This is a genomic window from Actinomadura montaniterrae (assembly GCF_008923365.1).
In the GTDB taxonomy this organism is placed as follows: domain Bacteria; phylum Actinomycetota; class Actinomycetes; order Streptosporangiales; family Streptosporangiaceae; genus Spirillospora; species Spirillospora montaniterrae.
In genome coordinates, this window is record NZ_WBMR01000002.1 from 43,725 (window position 1) to 59,948 (window position 16,224).

General features: G+C 70.7%; 15 protein-coding genes and 1 pseudogene. 6 read left to right on the forward strand and 10 right to left on the reverse strand.

What is annotated here, in order from left to right; translation table 11 throughout:
• Positions 1-16: 16 nt before the first annotated feature.
• The 3 genes and pseudogenes from F9B16_RS52290 to F9B16_RS01580 form a co-directional block, all read right to left on the reverse strand.
• Positions 17-238, reverse strand: a pseudogene (locus tag F9B16_RS52290) (SDR family NAD(P)-dependent oxidoreductase); the annotation flags it as partial.
• Between the two features lie 20 nt (positions 239-258).
• Positions 259-999 (reverse strand): SDR family NAD(P)-dependent oxidoreductase, encoded by a 741-nt coding sequence (locus tag F9B16_RS01575; RefSeq protein WP_151537987.1) that lies wholly within the window; start codon positions 997-999, stop codon positions 259-261.
• A 264-nt stretch (positions 1,000-1,263) separates the two neighbouring features.
• The gene (locus F9B16_RS01580) at positions 1,264-2,181 is read right to left on the reverse strand and encodes a hypothetical protein (protein WP_151537988.1); all 918 of its coding nucleotides are present in this window, start codon (positions 2,179-2,181) and stop codon (positions 1,264-1,266) included.
• A 562-nt stretch (positions 2,182-2,743) separates the two neighbouring features.
• On the opposite strand from F9B16_RS01580, the gene F9B16_RS01585 reads away from it, so the two are divergent.
• On the forward strand, positions 2,744-3,955 hold the full coding sequence (locus F9B16_RS01585) for a DUF1996 domain-containing protein (RefSeq protein ID WP_225991248.1): 1,212 nt from the start codon (positions 2,744-2,746) through the stop codon (positions 3,953-3,955).
• Between the two features lie 99 nt (positions 3,956-4,054).
• Here the strand turns inward: F9B16_RS01585 and F9B16_RS01590 are convergent, their stop codons facing one another.
• Together F9B16_RS01590 and F9B16_RS01595 are read right to left on the reverse strand one after the other, a co-directional pair.
• Positions 4,055-4,516 carry a hypothetical protein gene (locus F9B16_RS01590; protein ID WP_151537989.1) on the reverse strand — a complete coding sequence of 154 codons (462 nt, stop codon included), beginning with the start codon at positions 4,514-4,516 and terminating at the stop codon, positions 4,055-4,057.
• Between the two features lie 52 nt (positions 4,517-4,568).
• Positions 4,569-5,654, reverse strand: a complete 1,086-nt coding sequence (locus F9B16_RS01595) for a helix-turn-helix domain-containing protein (RefSeq protein ID WP_151537990.1) — start codon at positions 5,652-5,654, stop codon at positions 4,569-4,571.
• Positions 5,655-5,756: 102 nt separating this feature from the next.
• Between F9B16_RS01595 and F9B16_RS01600 the strand changes: the two genes are divergently transcribed.
• Both F9B16_RS01600 and F9B16_RS01605 read left to right on the forward strand, forming a co-directional pair.
• A complete protein-coding gene (locus F9B16_RS01600) occupies positions 5,757-6,977 on the forward strand; it encodes an MFS transporter (RefSeq protein WP_151537991.1) in 1,221 nt (406 codons plus the stop codon).
• Positions 6,978-7,067: 90 nt separating this feature from the next.
• On the forward strand, positions 7,068-9,119 hold the full coding sequence (locus F9B16_RS01605; RefSeq protein ID WP_151537992.1) for a right-handed parallel beta-helix repeat-containing protein: 2,052 nt from the start codon (positions 7,068-7,070) through the stop codon (positions 9,117-9,119).
• Between the two features lie 22 nt (positions 9,120-9,141).
• Here the strand turns inward: F9B16_RS01605 and F9B16_RS01610 are convergent, their stop codons facing one another.
• On the reverse strand, positions 9,142-10,260 hold the full coding sequence (locus tag F9B16_RS01610) for an FAD-dependent oxidoreductase (RefSeq protein WP_151537993.1): 1,119 nt from the start codon (positions 10,258-10,260) through the stop codon (positions 9,142-9,144).
• Between the two features lie 53 nt (positions 10,261-10,313).
• On the opposite strand from F9B16_RS01610, the gene F9B16_RS01615 reads away from it, so the two are divergent.
• Positions 10,314-11,003, forward strand: coding sequence for a TetR/AcrR family transcriptional regulator (locus F9B16_RS01615; protein WP_151537994.1), 690 nt, complete (start codon positions 10,314-10,316; stop codon positions 11,001-11,003).
• 34 nt (positions 11,004-11,037) lie between these two features.
• Here the strand turns inward: F9B16_RS01615 and F9B16_RS01620 are convergent, their stop codons facing one another.
• The 3 genes from F9B16_RS01620 to F9B16_RS01630 form a co-directional block, all read right to left on the reverse strand.
• The gene (locus F9B16_RS01620) at positions 11,038-12,060 is read right to left on the reverse strand and encodes a TIGR03617 family F420-dependent LLM class oxidoreductase (RefSeq protein WP_151537995.1); all 1,023 of its coding nucleotides are present in this window, start codon (positions 12,058-12,060) and stop codon (positions 11,038-11,040) included.
• A 133-nt stretch (positions 12,061-12,193) separates the two neighbouring features.
• Entirely contained in the window at positions 12,194-12,400 is a 207-nt protein-coding gene (locus F9B16_RS01625; protein ID WP_151537996.1) for a 4-oxalocrotonate tautomerase family protein, read from the reverse strand.
• Positions 12,401-12,461: 61 nt separating this feature from the next.
• Entirely contained in the window at positions 12,462-13,196 is a 735-nt protein-coding gene (locus F9B16_RS01630; RefSeq protein WP_151537997.1) for an SDR family oxidoreductase, read from the reverse strand.
• Between the two features lie 109 nt (positions 13,197-13,305).
• Here F9B16_RS01630 and F9B16_RS01635 point away from each other — a divergent pair, with 109 nt between their 5' ends.
• Both F9B16_RS01635 and F9B16_RS01640 read left to right on the forward strand, forming a co-directional pair.
• Positions 13,306-14,007 carry a TetR/AcrR family transcriptional regulator gene (locus F9B16_RS01635; protein WP_151537998.1) on the forward strand — a complete coding sequence of 234 codons (702 nt, stop codon included), beginning with the start codon at positions 13,306-13,308 and terminating at the stop codon, positions 14,005-14,007.
• A 306-nt stretch (positions 14,008-14,313) separates the two neighbouring features.
• Positions 14,314-15,555, forward strand: a complete 1,242-nt coding sequence (locus F9B16_RS01640) for a cytochrome P450 family protein (RefSeq protein WP_151537999.1) — start codon at positions 14,314-14,316, stop codon at positions 15,553-15,555.
• A gap of 84 nt (positions 15,556-15,639) precedes the next feature.
• Here the strand turns inward: F9B16_RS01640 and F9B16_RS01645 are convergent, their stop codons facing one another.
• Complete coding sequence (locus F9B16_RS01645; protein ID WP_151538000.1) at positions 15,640-16,140, reverse strand: MarR family winged helix-turn-helix transcriptional regulator; 501 nt, start codon at positions 16,138-16,140, stop codon at positions 15,640-15,642.
• Positions 16,141-16,224 lie beyond the last annotated feature (84 nt).

The window sequence follows — 16,224 nt, forward strand, 5'->3', positions numbered from 1 at the left end:
CGACGAGCTCCCGGACGACGGTGGAGAAGAGCAGGTCGATGTCCTGGAGCCGGCCGACATCAGCCGCGACGGTGAGGACGTCGTCGCCGATCAGAGCAGCCGCCTTCCGGAGCCGCTCCCGGTCGCGTCCCGCGATGGCGACGCTGGCGCCCTCCTGGTGGAACCGTTTCGCCGTTGCCAGGCCGATGCCGCTGCCCCCGCCCGTCACGACGACGACCTGGCCGTCAAATCTGCCCATCGAGGCTCTTTCTCCAGGGCTCAGTCGAGCGGGCGCAGCCCGGCACCGGCGAGCAGGTAGGCCGGAGCGGCGTCGCGGTCGCCTGCGAGATCGACGACCGCCTTGCCGACCTGCTCCGGGGTGAGTATCGGCTGCAAGGCACGGGCGAAGACGTCCTGGTCGACGCCCTGGCGCGCGGCGTAGTCGGCGACCGCCTTCGCCCCGAGGCCGGTCGCCGGTGTGAGCTGCGGGAGCAGCGCGACGAACCGGATGCCCAGCCCCGCCCTGTCCGACTCCTCGGCGGCGTAGCCGCTGATGTACCGGATCGCGGCCTTGGCCCCGGCGTACCCTCCGCTGAGCGGAGACCCGGCCACGACCGCCCCGCTGGACATCGCGACGACCGCGCTGCCCGGCGCCAGCGGTTCGAGCAGAGCCGCCCGGGTCCAGGTGAAGACGTGCCGGGTGTCGACATGCCAGTTGCGGCTGAAGGTCTCCCAGGTCTGCTCGTGTACCGGCGCCATATGCGGCATGACTCCGGCATTGAGCACGAGCAGGCCCGGCCTGTACTTGCGGATCACGCTCTGAGCGAGCGCCTCGTCGGTGGCGTCGGCTGCGACCGGGGTGAACCCCTCCCCCAGTTCCTCGCTTACGGCATGCAATTCCCGCTCGTCGCGGGCGATGCCGACGACACCGGTGCCGGCCGCAACGAGCGCGGTCGCGATCGCGCGCCCGAAGCCGCGGCCTGCTCCGGTCACCACCGCCATCTGGAAAGAATCGGACATCAGACACTCCGGGAGTCGTGGTCGAGTTCGGTCGCTATCAAGACCCGCCGCCCACGGAGAATCCGTCGGGCCGAGCCGAACCCGAAGAGTGACGTGGGCCACAACGCACTCGGCTTCCGATCGCCCGACATTCAGCCGCCCGCCGGGTGTCACGGCGACGGTGGTGGTCATCGACCGTCGCGCAGCGTCAGCCAGGCGTGCGGCGTCCACGAACTGCACGTGCGGTGAGCCGGCAGATCCGCCGCCTCGAACACACCATGCTGGTCAGCCGAAGGTGTGGCCGGTGAGCACGGCGATCAGCATTCCCGGCACGGCACCCACCACCACAACCGCGCCGGCCAGGAACACCGAGAGCATGAAGGCCAGCAAAAGGGTCAACCAGAGGGGTGTCGACAGGCTCTGCAATTCGGGCTCGTCGCCGTGAGCCACGAGCCAGAGCTTCCGTGACGGCAGGGCCGCGAGGGATTCCTTGGGCACGCCCCGCCGGTACGTCACCGACCGGCCGTCGGCGTCCTCGTAGACGAAGTGCTGCTCCCAAGCGTCCCCGTCCGCCGCCTTGGCCGTGCGACGGTACTCGGCCTCGACGATGCCGCCTTTGAAGGCGCCCCAGACCTGCCTCAGGACCTCTTTCCCGAGATCGGCACCGGCGTAGGCCAACGGAAATCCGAAGATCAGACCCATCACCGCGACCACCGCCATGGACCACCCGCCCAGCACCGCTACGGCGACGAGGTAGAGGGCCAAGGCTGCGAGGCCTCCGCGCAAAGCCAGTTGCTTGGACGTGTACCGGTCGCGCAGACGAGGCCGGGGCCGGTCGCTCACAGAACGCGGCGCCTCAGGAGCCGACGCCTGCGGTTTCGGCTCGGATGCCTCTTCCTTCTCCGGGAAGGTTCCGGCCTTCTCCGGGAAGGTTCCGGCGATACGGGCATTGAGCCGGTTCAACGCCGCGACGGAGGCGTCCAGTTCCCGCCTGGCCAGCGCCCTGTCACGGGCCGCATCCCGCTCGGCGGCCTCAAGATGCTCGCGAGCACGCGCGAACTCGGCGGCCATGTCGGCTGTCGCCTCCGGGTGGTCACCGGCGAACGGGTGCGCGGCCAACACCTCGCCGAACGCGGCCAGTTGCCTCTCGAACCGAGCGGTTCGCGTCCGCGCCTTCTGCGGCCGCCCGCCTGATGAGATCACGTCGCCATCATGGCCTCCGGAGAACACAGAAGGCCAGAGAGATCATGTTGACGGGGCGCGCTGGGGTCCGCACGGGACCGGTAGACGGTCTCGTGCGGAACGCCATCGAAGATCTGCGCTACCTCCAGAGAAGAGGACCGACGGCCTGCGCGTCTGGGGGCCGGGTGAGGTGGAGGGCGCGCAGGCGTGTCGGGGAGTACGACATCAGGAACGTTAGCCCTGCACGGATTTCAGCGGAGTTCCTTAAGGCTGTGTTGAAGCAGTGCTGAGTGATCGCTAAGGGATTGCCGCGAAACACGCGTCCGACGACTTTCCGCTCCCTTTTGAACCATCGCGCCGGTGGAGTGCGTACCAGCAGAACGGAGCCGGGTGGACTTCCTCACACCCTTCAAAAATGGAGGAACCCATGGGGCATGCTCGCCGCCCGCACTCGGTCCTGCGTTCCCTCGCCTTGGTCGCCGGGGGCGGTCTCGCCGTGGCGTCCTTCGCCGCCGTCGGGGCGGCGCCGGCCGGTGCTTCGACGCCCAGCGCGTCCCGAGCGCAGACCATCACGTGCCCTACCGTGGCCGATCGGCTGCCGGCGGTGCCGGTGCAGGCCAAGGCGGAAGTGGACCGCAACCTCGGCCAGCTCGACACGCAGATCAAGGAGGCGAATGCGCGGCTGGTGTCGTCGGCGGGGCAGGGAGGCCCGAATTTCGTGCAGAACGCCATCCTGGGCCCGCTGAAGGACAAGCGCGTCGCGACGATCAACCGGATCGCGACCGCGATCGGCCGGGTGGCGCAGCGCCCCGCCGGCCTTGACGCCCTGGCGCCCTGCACCCTGACCGGCGCCGGCGACGCGGGCGGGGGCGGTCAGGCGGGCGGCGGGCAGCAGGCCACGGCCAATCCGACCGCTGCGGATTTCATCGACATAAGGCAGGTGCCGCGTAGCGCTGGCGGCGTCAAGACCACCCGGAGTGGGTCGCGCGGCACGTTCACGTCCCGCTGCGGGCGCAACCAGAACGGCCATCACAACTCGGCCAATTTCATCGTCGCGCCCGGCGTCGAGAACGGTGCGCACCATATCCACGATTACGTGGGCAATCGGTCCACGGACGCGTTCTCCACCGACGGCAGCCTCAGCCGCGCCGGCACGACCTGCAGCAACGGCGACCAGTCAACGTATTACTGGCCTGTCGTGCGGCTGCGCAGCGCCGCGGATTCCGCCCAGAACGATTCCAGCGCCGCAGACCTCAACATCGGCCGCGTGCTGGTGCCCTCCACCGTCTCGATCCAGTACCGCGGTAACGCCCGCAGCAAGGTCACGGCGATGCCCCGGTTCCTGCGGGCCGTGACCGGCGACGCCAAATCCCTGACCAACGGCACCGCCAACGCCCGGGCGCACTGGACGTGCACCGGTTTCACCGACCGTGTGACGGCTGACAAGTACCCGATCTGCCCGTCCGGTAGCAGGGTGACCCGGGTTCTGGATTTCCCGAGCTGCTGGGACGGCCAGAACACCGACAGCGCCAACCACCGCGCCCATATCGTGTTCCCGGACGCCGCGGGCGCCTGCCCGTCCGGGACGAAGGCCGTGCCGCAACTGCGCATGACGCTCGGCTACACCATCAAGGTCAGCAAGGCGCAGATCGCCAAGGGCACCCTCTACGCCCTCGACACCTTCCCCGAGCAGCTACACAAGCCGATCACCGATCACGGCGACTTCGAGAACGTCATGTCCTCGCGCCTGATGCGCAAGGCCGTCACCTGCATCAACACCGGACGTCGATGCTGAGGTAGCGCGAGCGCCGGCGCCGGGCGCGAAGGGCCGTGCCCGGCGCCGAACGCCCGAACTCCTGCCATGCCCCGGGGGGTTACCGCCTTCCCTCAGCCCCTATCCGCTCCGGTCTTCGCGTACGAATCCGTGGCGCATCAGCATCTCGGCGAGAAGGCGCCCAACCGGGGACAGCTTCTTTCCGCTCCCACCGCAAGCACTACAGTCGTTCTCCTGCGGTTCGAGAGGGCGCGCCTTCATGTGATCCTCGATGGCCCGATCGATGACCGCGAGGATCGTGACCTGTTCTGACGATCTCGATGCCGGTGTGCTGCCATTGTTTCCGGCGTTTCCGGCTTCGGCAGGGGCGTGCATCTCGTCCGCGCGGCGCGCCGCCTGCGCCACCGCGATGAGCTCACCGGCGCGCAATTCCCAGTCCTGCCACTGCTCACTGCGCGTCCTGCCGGTCCCCGCGCAAGCGCCGCAGTCCTCTTCGAGTGCTTCGATGAGTCTCACCGCCGGGTCAGCGCCTGCACGGCCGGCACCAACCATCCCCGACCTGGCGTCTTCCTGGCGCTTCACCGTCTCCCCATCCCGCCCTTGGTACGCGGGGTGATTACGCCGGGTTCACCGCTCAGCGCAGTACGGCGGCCAGGAGGTCGGCGCCCAGCGACGTCAGGTCGGACAGGTTGAGGCTGTACCGGACGTAACGGCCCTGCCGCCGAGACGTGAGCAGGCCCGCGCGGCGCAGGACGGCAAGATGCCGGGACACCTCCGGGGGTGAGAGTTCCCAGAAGTGCGCCAGCTCGCCGGTGGTGTGCGGGCCGCGGGCCAGGGTGCGCAGCAGCCGCAGCCGGACCGGATGCGCGAGCGCCTCCAGCCGGAGGGTGACCGTCTCCAGGGAGACCGGCTCGGCCGGACCCGGCTCGGCGACGGGGTACTGCACCACCGGATGCCATCCGGGCGCGTGGACCGCCACCAGGTGCGGGCGGCCGAAGACGCTCGGGATGAAGGTGACACCGGCGTCGCGTGCGGCGGTCGCCTTGTCCTGCACCTTGTCCACGATGATGCAGTCGCCGTCCGGTGCCAGGGTGACCGCGCCGGAGACCGAGGCGAGCGCCGCCCCGACGCCGTGCCGCCTGAGCAGTTCGTTCTTCATCCGCAGATCGGTGGCGAGCTGCGCCGCGACGTCCGCCCAGGCACCGTCGAAGAACGCCTCGGCGCATTCTTCGAGGGTGCGGCGCACCCGCGCCCGGACCGCGGCGGGGTCCGCGAGCAGCCGTTCCGCGAAGGCCTCCTGCAGCGCGCCGCGGGCCTGGGCCACGTCCAGGGCCCGCTCGCGCGCGGTCGTGTCGGTGAGCGGCGACACGCCGCGAAAGTGGACCCGGTTGCTGCCGCACGTGGTGACGAGCGCGGCGGTCACGTACGTCTCGTCGTCGATCCGGTCCACGTCGTCCAGTTCCTCGGCGAGGGTCGGCCGGGGGCGCGCGGGGATCATGAAGTCGGCCTGTGAGGAGCGCCAGAGGAACTCCGCCTCCCTGAGCCGCTCGGCCAGTTCGGGCCGCAGCCCGGCCCAGACGTCCGCTGCCCAGCCCGCGAACTGCGGATGGTGACCGGGTTCGGCCAGCACGTGCAGCATCGCGGTCAGTTCGGCCAGCGGGGAGGCGGCGAACCGCACCCGCTCGGACGGCAGGCCGCTGATGTCGATCCTCAGCGTCATCCGCTCATCATCGCCGCCCGGACGCCCTGGTGGCGGCGCCGATTGACGATATGGGTCAACCGACGTGCCGTGTCTAGGCGGCCGGACGCACCGTCTGACGCCATGGCGACCCTCACCAGAATCCAGCCGCGCGCCCTCGTCCGCGCCTCCGGAGGCCCCCGTTACGCCGTGGCGCTGGCCGTGGACGCGCTGGGCACCGGCATGCTTCGGCCCTTTCTGCTGCTCTACGGCGTGACGGTGCTGAGGCTGTCGGCGCCGGTCACCGGCACCGCCATGACGGTCGGCATCGTCGCAGGCCTGGGGTGCATGCCCGCGGTGGGCCGGTGGCTGGACCGCGGCGCGCGCAGCACGGTCGTGGCGGCGTCGATGCTGGTGCGAGTGCTGGGCGTGGCGCTGCTGCTGGCCGCGCCGGCGGGGCACGTCTGGCTTTTCGCGGCGGCGGCGCTCTTCCTCGGCATCGGCAACCAGGCATGGCCTGCCGCACACGCCGCGCTGGTGGCCACGGTCGCCCATGGCCGAGACCGCGACACCGCCCTCGCAGCGGCCCGCTCCCTCCGCAACGCCGCCCTGGGCGTCGGGGCACTCCTCGCCACCGCTTGCCTGGCGGGCGGCACCACCGCGCTGCGGGCGCTGGCGATCGTCACAGCGCTCGCCTACCTTGCCGCAGCCGCCTTGGCATGGTCGGTCCGCATCCACGCGCATCCGGCGAAGACCGCCCGGGACGACGACCGGGACGGCGAGCCCGCGCCCCGGATGCTCGCACTGCTCGCCGCCAACGTGGTCTACGTCTTCTGCCTCAACGTCCCCGAGGTCGCGGTCCCTCTGGTCCTGGTGACGCAGTTCCACGCGTCTCCGGTGTGGCCGGCGGCCGTCTTCGTGGCCAACACGGTGCTGGTCGTCACCCTGCAGGTGCCGGTCACCGTCCTGCTGTCCCGCTTCTCCCGGCAGACCGTGCTGGCCCTCTCCGGCGTGGTGCTGGCCGCGTCCTACCTCGGCTTCTTCGCGGCCACCTCGCTGGGACACGGCTGGGGCGCCCCCGCCGTCGCCGCGGTGTCCGTGGTCTGCACCATCGGCGAGATCATCTATGCGGGCAGCGCCACCGCGCTCGTCACCGCCATCGTCCCGACCCATGTCCTGGGACGCGCCCTCGCCCGCTTCCAGCTCACCACGGGTTTCGGCCTCGCCGTCTCCCCGGCGGTGATCACCGCTCTCGCCGCCCGCGGCCCGGCCGCCCTCTGGGGCGGCCTCGCCGCCGCGACGCTCGTCGCCGCCTCCGCCGTCGCCACCGAGAAAGGCGAAAGATCGATAACAGTCCCGTTGTGAGACTTCCTCGGATTTGGTGATCGTGCTTCTATGAGCACCGAGCAAGCGTTTGGATCATGGCGGAGCGAGCGCTGAGCGAGGGAGCACCCAATGAGGCCTCGGATTCCCGGGAAATGGTGGGTGCCCCTGGTGGCCGCGACCGTGCTGGTCCTGGGCTTGGTGCAGGCGGCGCAGGCGCACATCGAACGGCCGTCGTACTGGCCGTCCCCCGGTCCCGACTGCTCCGTCAGCCCGTGCGCGGGCGGGAAGGTGCCGACGCCGCGGAGCCTCGCGTCGGCCGTCGACACCGTCCCCGGAAGCACGACCCGCGTGGTGTGCCAGCCGGATTCGCTGAAGCGGCTGGACGCCTCGATCAAGCGGGCGCTGAAGTCGGGCTACAACGTCCGCCCGCACGACCATCGGACGCTCGGGGCCGCCGCGGCGCGGGAGCTCACGCGGATCAACCGGGCGTTGTTCGACCGGTGCCGGTACAGCGAGATCCAGCCCGCGGTGACCGACTCGCGGAACAACGACCGGGTCGTGGTGCTGCCGGGCGTCTACACCGAGCCCACGGCGCGCAAGAAGCCGACCCACGACCCCGCGTGCGACCAGTACAAGCTGAGCACCGGCGCGTACTCCTACCTCGGCGAGTACACCTGCCAGAACGACGCCAACCTGGTCGCCGTGCTCGGCCGGACGCCCGGACCCGGCAAGGACCCGGACCCGCCGCTCGTCGACCGGCACGGCATCCCCAACCGGGGCTCGTGCGTGCGCTGCAACCTCCAGCTCGAAGGGTCGGGCGTGAGCGCCGACGACGTGGTCGTCGACGCCGGCGACCCGTCGTCCGGCAACGGCGGCCCGCGGAACTCGGCCAAGGACGTGGGCATCCGCGCCGACCGTGCCGACGGCTTCGTGCTGCGGAACCTGACCGTCCGGCACGCCAACGAGCACGACATCTACGTGCTGGAGAGCAACGGGTACCTGCTGGACAGCTTCAAGACGTTCTACGCGGGCGAGTACGGCGTGCTCACCTTCGTCGAGGACCACGGCGTGATCCAGAACTGCGAGGCGGCCGGCAACGGCGACTCCGGGCTGTATCCCGGGTCGGGCGCGAAGACCAATGCGGGACGCGACGAGAAGGTCTACCCGGCCGCGCGCTACAGCCAGCAGATCCGGTACTGCGACTCGCACCACAACACCAGCGGCTATTCGGGCACCGACGGCAGCGCCACCTGGGTACACCACAACAATTTCTACGGCAACGCCCTCGGCTTCACGACCGACGTGTTCACCGCCGCAGGGCATCCCGGTTTCCCCCAGCAGGGCGACCTCATCGAGAAGAACGACTTCTACTCCAACAACTTCAACCCGTACCTGGCGGACAGCGACGTGGTGCCGACCGTGCCGGTCCCGGTCGGGAGCGGGATGTGGATCGCCGGCGGTGACGACAACGTCGTCCGCAACAACACGTTCCGCGACAACCGGCGGCGCGGGGCCATGCTCTTCGCCGTCCCGGACGCGTTCGTCTGCGCCGACCAGCCCATGACGGGGTGCGACCCGCTGAAGCTGTCCACCTCGCACCGCAACCAGTTCTACGGCAACACGATGACCGGCAACGGCGTGGACTTCTGGTGGGACGCCTTCCCCGGCAATTCCGGAAACTGCTGGTACTCCAATGGCAAGGTCACCACCTCGCCCGGCAACCTGCCGGACTGCCTGAACGGCAAGGCGCCGTTCCTGAGCTTCGGGTTCGGCAACCTGGGCAACGAGCTCGAACTGCTCACCTGCATGGCCAACCTGAAGCCCGGCGGCCCGTGCCCCTGGTTCACGACCCCGAAGGCCACCGCCCCGCCCGCGTCCAGGACGGCGTCCGCCGGCGACCCCGACCACCCCGGCACGGGCGAACTCGACGACGCGATGCTCGCCGCGATGACCTGCCATTCATGGCAGGAGATGACGACCGACCAGCGCGACCACATGCTCGGCAAGATGGCGGTGTTCATGGGCGGCCAGATCGACCATCCGGGGGCGCGCGGCACGACGCTGACCAACCAGAAGGCGACGAGCGTGCTCAACAACGCCTGCGGGCTCTCCTTCGCGGGGCCGTTCAAGCTCTACAAGCTCTACGCCCGCGCGGCGGCCTTCCCTCTACAACTCCCGTAACGGGCGCACGCGGCGTCCGTGGTCACGATGGCTGGACTCCGTCGAAGAGAGCGAGGGCTTCGGCGGGGTCCGGGCTCACGAGGCGTTCCAGCCCGTCTGTCGTGATCTTCGCCCATCCGCCGGCCCGCGCCCACATCCGTTCCTCGAAGGCGCGCATGGCCGCGTCCAGATCCGCAGGGCCGGTGGCGATGCACTCGGCGAGTTCGGCGCCCTCGATCATCGCGAGGTTCGCGCCCGCCCCCAACGGAGGCATCAGATGCGCGGCGTCGCCCAGAAGCGTCACCCCGGGGACGTGGGTCCAGGTGTGGCCTACGGGCAGGACGTAGAGGGGGCGGTGGACGAAAACGCTGCCGTAGTGGAGAAGTTCCAGGACGGGGGCGGTCCAGCCGTCGAACAGAGCCAGCAGGCTCGATCGCACGGCCTCGGCATCGGCCAGGTCCAGGTTCGCGTGCCAGTCCAGCGGCGCGCGGAACTGGGCGTACACCTTGACGTGGCCGCCGCTGTTGCGCTGGACGACGAACGCCCGGTTCACGCCGTACACGGCCACGGAACCGTCACCGACGAGGCGGGCGAGGTCGGGGTGGCGGGCGTCGACGTCGTCCAGGGAGGTCTCGACCGCGGTGACGCCGGTGTAGTGCGGTGTCGCGGGCGAGAGTGCCGGGCGGACCCGGGACCAGGCGCCGTCCGCGCCGATCACGAGGTCGAACGTCTCCTGCCGTCCGTCCGCGAAGTGGATCAGGACGCCGTCCCGCGCCCCGGGCACCACTTCCTTCACGGCCCGGCCCCACTGAACGTCCAGGGGGCCGAGCAGCAGGTCGCGGAGTTGCCTGCGGTCGATCTCGGGGTGGGCCTGGTCGTCCGGACCGGGCCGCCAGTCGCGCAGCACGGTCCCGTCGGTGTCCAGGATGCGCATGGCCTGCCCCTCGGGACGTGACAGCGCCCGGAACTCCGCCAGCAGCCCCGCCTTGTCCAGTGCGCGCTGGCCCAGCTTCTCCTGCAGGTCGAGCGTGCCGCCCGGCGGACGCGCGTCGGGGGCGGCATCGCGTTCGAGCACGGTGACGGGGTGATCGTGGCGGTGCAGGACGCGGGCGAAGGTCAGGCCCGCGGGGCCGGCTCCGACCACGGCGATACGGCGTCTCATGTCGATACACTGTATTGACTCAATACGCTGTATCGCAACTGTACGGTGTAGGCATGACTGTGTGGGACCGGCCGGAGCCGCCGACCCGGCCCGTGCCGCTCGACCGGGAGCGGATCGTCGCCGCCGCCGTCGCGCTGGCCGACGAGGGCGGGCTCGAGGCGGTGTCGTTGCGCAAGGTCGCCGCCCGGCTGGACGCCGGTCCGATGCGGCTGTACGGATACATCTCCTCCAAGGAGGAGCTGTTCGACCTCATGCTGGACGAGGTCTACGCAGAGATCCTCCCCGAGGAGCCGCCCGGTGACTGGCGGGAGGTGCTGCGCGTCCGCGCTCACCGCACCAGGCAGGCCGCCCTCCGGCACCCATGGCTCGCCGACCTGCTCGGCGGCCGTCCGACCCTGGGTCCCAACGCGCTCGCCGTGGGCGAGGCCACGCTGGCCGCCTTGGACGGCCTCGCCGACCTCGACACCGTCGCACGCGCCGTCGAGACCGTCAGCGCCTACACCACCGGCGCGATCAGGCGCGAGATCGCGAACCTGCGCGCCGAGGCCGCCACCGGCCTGTCCGAGCGCGAGTGGCAGCGCGCCTCCGGCCCGCATCTGAGCACGATGCTGGAGACGGGCCGCTTCCCGGCGCTCGCCAAATTCGTGTACGACGGCACGGAGGTGGACGCCGAGGAGTCCTTCGCGACCGGCCTGGAGTGGGTCCTCGACGCCGTCGCCGCCAAACTCACCCCGCCGTCGTGACGGTCATGGAATCGGACACCGTGCCGTACCGGAGCTAACCCCGCCCCTCGGCGCGGAGTTCGGCCGCCAGGGACGCGATCCGCTCCTGCGGATGGGTGGTTCCGGGGAAATAGGCGCAGACCCGGTCGGCCACGTCGCCGAACCGTGTCCTGATCTCGGTCGCGCACTCGGCCGGCGTTCCGGCGACCGCGAGGGTCCGCATCATCGTGTCGTCGATCAGGCCGATCATCGTCATGATGTCGCCGGCCTTCGACAGCGCGTTCAGCTCGGGCTGCAGATCCCCCCAGCCCTCGATGTCGAGGACCGGCTTGTAGGCCGGGGTCGAACCGTAGAACGCCAGCAGCCCCTTCACCCCGAAGCTCGCGGCCTCGACCTCCTCGGCGGTGTCGCCCATCGCGACGATGACCTGCGGGTACAGGTCGAGGCGTGCGCGCCCCGCCCGTTCCAGGCCCTCGGCGACGGCCGGGAGCGTACGCTCGCGGAAGTGCCGGTGGCTGTGGAACGGCATCACCAGCAGCCCGTCGGCGACCTCGGCCGCCGTCCGCGTCATCACCGGGCCCAGGGCGCCGAGCAGGACGGGCGGGACGCCGTAGGGGTTCGGTCCGGGCACGAACGTCGGGGGCATCAGGGTGTGCCGGGTGAACTCGCCGCGGAAATCGAGGGGCGTGCCGTCCTGCCAGGAGTTCAGGATCGCCTTCACCGCGAGCACCGTCTCGCGCATCCGCGCGGCCGGCCTGCTCCAGGTCGAGCCGTACCGGTTCTCGATGTGCGGCCTGATCTGCGAGCCGAGTCCGAGCCGGAACCGGCCCTTGCTCAGCAACTGCAGGTCGTACGCCATGTTGGCGAGGTTCATCGGGCTGCGGGGAAGGGCGATCGCGACGTTGGTCATCAGGTCGGTCGGCGGCACGTCCGACGAGCCGGCGGCGACGATCAGCGGCAGGAACACGTCGTGCGGGCCCTCGAAGGTGAACAGGCCGTCCACTCCGGCGGCGATCAGCGCGCGGGCGCGCTCCGCGGCCTCGTCCGGCCGCCCGTCCAACTGCACGTCGAGTTTCACTGACCGATCTCCGTTCCGCACGGCGCCGGCCGTTCACCGGCAGGGGGAAGGCTCCTGGAAAGAGCCCTGCCCGTTCCTTATCAGACGCGCCGGGCCGGGCATCCGGCCGCCCGGCCCGGCGCGCCGGTGCGGGTCAGCTGCGGCCGAGCATCTCGGCGGTGAGGACGTTGCCGCCGAGGCCCCAGCCGCCGTCGGGAACCTCGTCGACGAGGACCAGGGTGGTCGCCCTGGCGCGCTCGCCGTACACGTCGGCGTAGGCGTCGGTGACGGCGTCGATGAGCTTCTTCTTGGACTCGGGGGTCAGGGTGTCGGCGGGAACCTTGAGGTTGGCGAACGGCATTGAGCGTTTCCTTTCGTGCGGTGGGTGATTCAAAGGGAGGCGGCCGAGGGCGGGGCGGTCATCAGATGATTCCGCCGTTCGCGCGCACGACCTGCCCGTTGATCCAGTGCCCGGCCGGGCTCGCCAGGAAGGAGACGACCTCGGCGATGTCCTCGGGGGTGCCGAGCCGCTCCAGCGGCGGCTGCTCGGCGAGCCGCCGGATCGTCGCCTCGTCCTTGCCCTCCAGGAACAGGTCGGTGGCGGTTGGGCCGGGCGCGACGGCGTTGACCGAGATGTCGCGCCCGCGCAGCTCGCGGGCGAGCACCAGCGTCATCGCCTCGACCGCGCCCTTGCTCGCGGCGTACGCCCCGTAGGCCGGGAACTGCAGGCCGACCACGGACGTGGACAGGTTGACGACCGCGCCGCCGGCGCGGACGCGGCGCGCGGCCTCCCGGGCCATCACGAACGCGCCGCGGATGTTGGTGCGGTGCAGGGCGTCCAGCTCGTCCAGGTCGAGGTCGGCGATCGGGGACAGCGACAGCCGTCCCGCCGAGTTGACGACCACGTCGACGCCGCCGAACTCCTTCTCCGCCGCGTCGAACATCTCCGCGACGGCGTCCTCGTCGGCCACGTCGGCCTGGACCGGGACCGCCCGCCCGCCGGACGCCGTGATCTCCTCGACCACCTGCGCCGCGGCGGAGGCCGCCCCTTGGAACCCCACCGCGACCGCATGGCCGCGCGCCGCCAGCGCCACCGCGATGGCCCTGCCTATCCCGCGGGAGGCGCCGCTGACGACGGCCACACGCTGCTCACTCATGAGAACTCCTCTGACCTTATCGTCGATACGGGTTGTCGATATCGGCGTTATGTTGTGACGATAGCACAGCTCCGTATCGACGCTAGCGATAGTCGGTATCATTGATCGCATGACGGAGACGGACCCGCTTCGCGCGGCGATGATCGAGGCCGCGGAGCGGCAGCTGGCGTCGTCCTCGGACCACGAGATCGCGACGCGCGCGGTCTGCGAGGAGGTCGGCGTGAGCCAGCCGGTCCTCTACCGGCTGTTCGGCGACAAGCGCGGGCTGCTCGACGCCGTCGCCGACCACGGCTACGAGCGGTACACCGCGATCAAGGCCGCCCAGGAGCAGACCGGCGACCCGGTCGCCGACCTGCACGCCGGCTGGGACGGCCACATGGCGTTCGCCCAGGCGAACCCGGCCCTCTACCAGCTGATGTTCACTCCGCGGCCGTGGTCGCGCTCGACGGCGCGAGAGCGCGTGATGGACCTGCTGGTGGCGGCGCTCACCCGGTGCGCGGCGGCGGGCGCGCTGAAGCTCGAGCCGCGAACCGCCGCGCAGCTGATCCTCTCGGCGAACATCGGGACCGCCCTGGACCACATCGCCAAGCCGGCCCTGTTCGAGGACCCCGCGCTCTCCCACCGCATGCGCGACGCCGTGTTCTCGCACGTACTGACCACGCCGACCGCCCAGGACGACGCCGACCCGGTGCGCACCGCCGCGCTGCGCCTGCACGCGCAACTCGATCTCACCGGGACCGAGGCCCTGGAGCCCGCCGAGACCGCCCTCCTCCAACGATGGCTCGAACGCATCACGCGGCCCGGCCGGTGATGACATCCGCCTAAAGGGCTCTGGATCTCAGGCTTGCGTGTCACGGGCGATGGAAATCCTCACCCCCGGCACCGCCAGGCCGTGAGCCCGATGGGCGCACTGCACGAACCGGTAAGGCGTTGTGGGGCCTCTTGCGGACGGGCGTCGCCCAGCGGACCGTAGGACGGGGACGCTCGGCCGGACGTGGTGCCGGGGATCGCTGAACCCCGGGCAGGCCGTGGCCGCCCGCCTGGCAACGCGGCGACCACGGCGACGGTTCGTGCGTCCTGATGACCGTTCGGCCCCATCGAACAGACGGAGAGTCCGATGCGCACTTCCGAGAACGACGAGCCGTTCGCCATCGACCCCACCGGTCGCGACGTGCAGGGTGACGCCGCCCGGATACGTGCGCGCGGACCCGCGACGCGCGTCGTCCTCCCCGGTGACGTTGAGGCGTGGGCGGTGAGCAGTCCCCCGCTGCTGCGGCGGCTGCTGACCGACGACCGCGTCTCCAAGGACGCCTATCTGCACTGGCCGCCCTTCATCAACGGGGAGGTCGGGCCGGGGTGGCAGCTGTTCGCCTGGGTCGCGGTGCGGAACATGCTGACCGCTTACGGCCATGACCACCGGCGGCTGCGGCGGCTGATCTCGAGCGCGTTCACCGTGCGCCGCACGGCCGCGCTGCGTCCCAGCGTCGAGACGATCGTCGCCGCGCTCCTCGACGATCTCGACGCCGCCGCCCCGGGCGAGGCGGTGGACCTGCGCGACCGCTTCGCCTACCCGCTGCCGATCAGGGTGATCTGCGAGCTGTTCGGAGTCGGGGACCCGGACGCGCGCGAGGAGATCCGCCGCTGCGTCGACGCGTTCTTCCGGACGACCACCGGCCCGGAGGAGGCCGCCGCGGCGTTTCCGCGGATGCAGGAGATCCTGCGCGGCGTCGTCCGGGAGAAGCGCACGCGTCCGGCGGACGACCTCTCCTCGGCCCTCATCGCGGCCCGGGACGAAGGCTCGCCGCTGTCGGAGGAGGAGCTGGTCGACACGCTCGTCCTGTTCCTGAGCGCGGGGCACGAGACGACCGTCAACCTTCTCGGCAACGCCGTCCACGCCATGCTGACCCGTCCCGAACAGCTGGCTCTGGTCCGCGCGGGGCGCGCCACGTGGGACGACGTCATCGAGGAGACGCTGCGGGTCGAGCCTCCGATCGCCAACCTGCCGCTGCGCTTCGCCGTCGAGGACATCGAGCTGGAGGACGGCACCGGACTCGGCAAGGGCGATGCGATCCTCGCCTGTTACGCGGCGGCCGGCCGGGACCCGGACGCGCACGGCGACGACGCCGACCTCTTCGACGTCACCCGCACCGACAAGGAGCACATGGCGTTCGGGTACGGCGTCCATCACTGCCTCGGTGCGCCGCTCGCGAGGCTGGAGGCGTCGATCGCGCTGCCGGCGCTGTTCGGCAGGTTCCCCGACCTGGCCCTCGCCGTGAAGCCGAGCGAACTCGTTCCGCTCGACTCCTTCATCTCCAACGGCCACCGGACCCTCCCGGCCTACCTGAAGCCGGCCGCCTGACATCTACGGAGGTGACCAGGACCCGGGCCCCTGGATGCACCGCCGGCGAAACCGGGCGATCGTTCCGGAGGGAACGGGCTTGAGTCAACGGCGCCTGCCGCCGCTTCGGCGGACGCCGCTCTGCAATACGCGGGGACGCAGCCGGGTGCGCACATCGTCCAGGATGTCGGCGAGCTGGGCGATCTGATCGTCGGTCAGGAGGTCGATCAGCCCGTCGCGGACCGCCTCCACGTGCCCGGGCGCGGTCTTCTCCAGGAGCCGCCGGCCGTCGCCGGTGATGACGACCATGGCCCTGCGCTCGTCGTTGGTGTCGGTCTCGCGGCGGAGCAGTCCGGCCTTCTCCAGCTGGGCCACCTGGTAGCTCAGGCCGCTGCGCGAGGTGATCATCAGATCGGCGAGCTCGGTGATGCACCGGCGCTCGGGGGCGCACTCGTTGGCCCAGTGCAGGATCTCGTACTGGATCATGGTGAGCCCGGCGTCCTCGCGAAGCTGCCGTTCCACATGCCGCTGGATCAGGCCGGACGTCTCCAGGAAGCCGGTCCAGGCGCGCATCTGCGTCTCGTTCAACCACCGCGGTTCGCTCATGCGAGGAGCCTACCGGAGTTGGGGGGGGGTTGGCGGCAACCGACAAGGGAACCCCAGGCCCACGATGGTGGGGTGTGAAGCCCA

Excerpts from the sequence above, each read along its gene's own strand:
- F9B16_RS01575 (WP_151537987.1), bottom strand. The coding sequence starts at position 999 with ATGTCCGATTCTTTCCAGATGGCGGTGGTGACCGGAGCAGGCCGCGGC.
- F9B16_RS01595 (WP_151537990.1), bottom strand. The coding sequence starts at position 5,654 with ATGACGCTGAGGATCGACATCAGCGGCCTGCCGTCCGAGCGGGTGCGG.
- F9B16_RS01600 (WP_151537991.1), top strand. The coding sequence starts at position 5,757 with ATGGCGACCCTCACCAGAATCCAGCCGCGCGCCCTCGTCCGCGCCTCC.
- F9B16_RS01605 (WP_151537992.1), top strand. The coding sequence starts at position 7,068 with ATGAGGCCTCGGATTCCCGGGAAATGGTGGGTGCCCCTGGTGGCCGCG.
- F9B16_RS01610 (WP_151537993.1), bottom strand. The coding sequence starts at position 10,260 with ATGAGACGCCGTATCGCCGTGGTCGGAGCCGGCCCCGCGGGCCTGACC.
- F9B16_RS01615 (WP_151537994.1), top strand. The coding sequence starts at position 10,314 with ATGACTGTGTGGGACCGGCCGGAGCCGCCGACCCGGCCCGTGCCGCTC.
- F9B16_RS01625 (WP_151537996.1), bottom strand. The coding sequence starts at position 12,400 with ATGCCGTTCGCCAACCTCAAGGTTCCCGCCGACACCCTGACCCCCGAG.
- F9B16_RS01630 (WP_151537997.1), bottom strand. The coding sequence starts at position 13,196 with ATGAGTGAGCAGCGTGTGGCCGTCGTCAGCGGCGCCTCCCGCGGGATA.
- F9B16_RS01635 (WP_151537998.1), top strand. The coding sequence starts at position 13,306 with ATGACGGAGACGGACCCGCTTCGCGCGGCGATGATCGAGGCCGCGGAG.
- F9B16_RS01640 (WP_151537999.1), top strand. The coding sequence starts at position 14,314 with ATGCGCACTTCCGAGAACGACGAGCCGTTCGCCATCGACCCCACCGGT.
- F9B16_RS01645 (WP_151538000.1), bottom strand. The coding sequence starts at position 16,140 with ATGAGCGAACCGCGGTGGTTGAACGAGACGCAGATGCGCGCCTGGACC.